The sequence below is a fragment of the Symbiopectobacterium sp. genome (assembly GCF_051710365.1).
Taxonomy (GTDB): domain Bacteria; phylum Pseudomonadota; class Gammaproteobacteria; order Enterobacterales; family Enterobacteriaceae; genus Symbiopectobacterium.
The window spans coordinates 1-2,167 of the sequence record NZ_JBPETA010000316.1; the positions used below are offsets into that span (position 1 = coordinate 1).

3 protein-coding genes and 2 pseudogenes are annotated in these 2,167 nt (G+C 57.0%); 2 read left to right on the plus strand and 3 right to left on the minus strand.

Annotated features, from left to right (window positions below; all coding sequences use genetic code 11):
- Both ACTBDZ_RS17230 and mnmC read left to right on the plus strand, forming a co-directional pair.
- Positions 1 to 111, plus strand: a pseudogene (locus ACTBDZ_RS17230) (IS5 family transposase); the annotation flags it as partial.
- A 10-nt stretch (positions 112 to 121) separates the two neighbouring features.
- A pseudogene (mnmC, locus tag ACTBDZ_RS17235) lies at positions 122 to 906 on the plus strand (FAD-dependent 5-carboxymethylaminomethyl-2-thiouridine(34) oxidoreductase MnmC); the annotation flags it as partial.
- A gap of 10 nt (positions 907 to 916) precedes the next feature.
- Here the strand turns inward: mnmC and ACTBDZ_RS17240 are convergent.
- The 3 genes from ACTBDZ_RS17240 to ACTBDZ_RS17250 form a co-directional block, all read right to left on the minus strand.
- Positions 917 to 1,093 carry a hypothetical protein gene (locus tag ACTBDZ_RS17240; protein WP_438816198.1) on the minus strand — a complete coding sequence of 59 codons (177 nt, stop codon included), beginning with the start codon at positions 1,091 to 1,093 and terminating at the stop codon, positions 917 to 919.
- Complete coding sequence (locus tag ACTBDZ_RS17245) at positions 1,080 to 1,583, minus strand: fimbria/pilus periplasmic chaperone (protein ID WP_438816199.1); 504 nt, start codon at positions 1,581 to 1,583, stop codon at positions 1,080 to 1,082. Before ACTBDZ_RS17245 ends, ACTBDZ_RS17240 begins: the two co-directional genes overlap by 14 nt.
- Positions 1,584 to 1,635: 52 nt before the next feature.
- Positions 1,636 to 2,167: fimbrial protein (locus ACTBDZ_RS17250; RefSeq protein ID WP_438816200.1), on the minus strand; the 532-nt coding region annotated here is incomplete at its 5' end.

Below are 2,167 nucleotides of genomic sequence, written 5' to 3' on the forward strand. Positions count from 1 at the left end.
TTAAAGGAATATCGACGGATCGCCACACGTTATGAAAAAACGGCAAGAAACTATCTAGCAATGGTGAAACTGGGCTGCATCCGCGTGTTTTACCACCGGTTACGCAATTAAGGGACACAGCCTAACAACCCATGAGCTGAAATACGCACAATCGCTCGGGTTGGTCGTTCATTTTGCTTCTCGCGTCTCTGCGCTGGAAAAAAGTGCATCCGGCTGGCAACTGAGGTTGGCAAACGGGCAGCAAAAAGCCCATCCTGTGGTGATCCTAGCGAATGGACACCAGCTCAGCGGCTGGTCGCAAACTCAGCATCTCCCCAGCTATGCGGTGCGCGGTCAGGTAAGTCATATCCCAACCACGCCGGTGCTACAAGGCTTGCAACGCGTCCTTTGTTACGATGGCTATCTGACTCCCGTCAGCCCTCGTCACCAGCAGCACTGTATCGGTGCCAGCTACCAGCGAGGCGTGGTTACCACCACGTTTAGCGCAGACGAGCAGCAGGAAAATCACCAGCGCCTCGCGGCCTGCTTGCCCGATGCAACGTGGGTGAATGACATTGACGTCAGCGGCAACGCAGCACAGCACGTCAAGGAGTGCGCTGTGCCACGCGCGATCACCTGCCTCTGCTCGGTGCCGCGCCGGATCACGCACTGACGCTACATCAATAATACGCGTCACTTGACGTACAGCAGCACACGCCGGAACGTGTGGCCGTGGCACCGGTTCATGAAGATCTGTTCATTATCGGTGCGCTAGGATCGCGCGGATTGTGCTCTGCCCCGTTAGCTGCCGAAATTCTGGCAGGGCAACTGTACGGAGAACCGTTGCCGCTCGATGCACCAACGCTCGCCGCGTTGAACCCGAATCGTTTTTGGGTGAGAAAACTGCTGAAAGGCCGCATGGTGTAATCAGCCGCGATCAAGGAGAGAGTGTCGCGGAATAACGCCAGTGGGTACCGGTATCGTTGATGAGCTGATAGCTGAGCGTCTGTCCGACGATCGAACGGTTTACCGGCAGGTTTACGCTGGACGCCGGAGCCACCATCATGATGCTGCCCAGACGCTGTTCAGCATAGCTGATATCAGTCAGCGTCATATGCCAGGGGGTGGGATTGGCGACCTGCAACTGTTGCCCGTCCCCCCGTTTGCAGCAAACGAAAACGCAGTTGTTCGCCATCAGACTCGTTGGGGTCGCCCAACCCGGCTGGCCGAATAAACACCTTCAGGCGCAAGCGCAGCGGCAACACCACGCTTTGCGTGTGGCGCGTCATCTCCGCTGTGTTCGGTGGAATTTGATAGACGTTAAGCCACAGCAGCGATTCCTTGTCATTGGCAAACCCCTGACGCGAGGTGAGCAGCAAACGCAAAGAACGCTCCTCACCCGGCTTCATACTGAATACCGGCGGTACGGCGATCAGCGGCGTTGTAGCACGCTCGGGTGGGATCAGCGGATCGCCCGCATCACTCCAGACCTGTACCAGCGTGGGCTGTTTTTCTGAATTGGACAGCATGAGCGATGTGGACATCTCGCCGTTATGCAGAATCACGCGAGTGCCTTCAACATTGACCACAGCGAATGCAGGCATCGCGCCCATCAAGCAAAGCACGCACAGCATCCCGCTGATGGCTTTCTGCACGCTACTGGAAACTGACCATGATCTGCAATTGTGCATTGACTGTCCCCGGCGTAATCGGTTGTTGATTAATCGCTTCCAGCGATGCGGTAAAATCTCCGGCATAAATCTCTGTGCTACCCGCAGAGACCTTGGTGGTTAATTCTTTGAAGGCATACCACCCGCGCGGGTTGCCGGTGCCGTATGAGGTTAAATCCGGCAGCAGATTGATGGCTTGCCCCCGGCTGTTGAAAATACGGATACCGACGCCAGACGCCTCGCCCGCTCCGCTACCGTACTGATTATCCAGCAACCAGGTTAAGTCGCCGCCGCTGGTGACCAGCCCCAACGACTGCGCCGCCGCCACTGCGGCGGGCTTGTTCACCAAAAAGCCCATCGAGACATTCGCCGCCGTGAGGGTTGACACATTGGTGCTGGATAGTGCCCCGGATTCACACTGTATGGTGACGGAGAACCCCGCACGGCTGGTACCGCCCTGACGCAACTGATTGGCGGTGATCAACGGCAGCATCACGACATTCGGAAAATCATCCACG

Excerpts from the sequence above, each read along its gene's own strand:
- ACTBDZ_RS17240 (WP_438816198.1), bottom strand. The coding sequence starts at position 1,093 with ATGACGCTGACTGATATCAGCTATGCTGAACAGCGTCTGGGCAGCATC.
- ACTBDZ_RS17245 (WP_438816199.1), bottom strand. The coding sequence starts at position 1,583 with ATGCCTGCATTCGCTGTGGTCAATGTTGAAGGCACTCGCGTGATTCTG.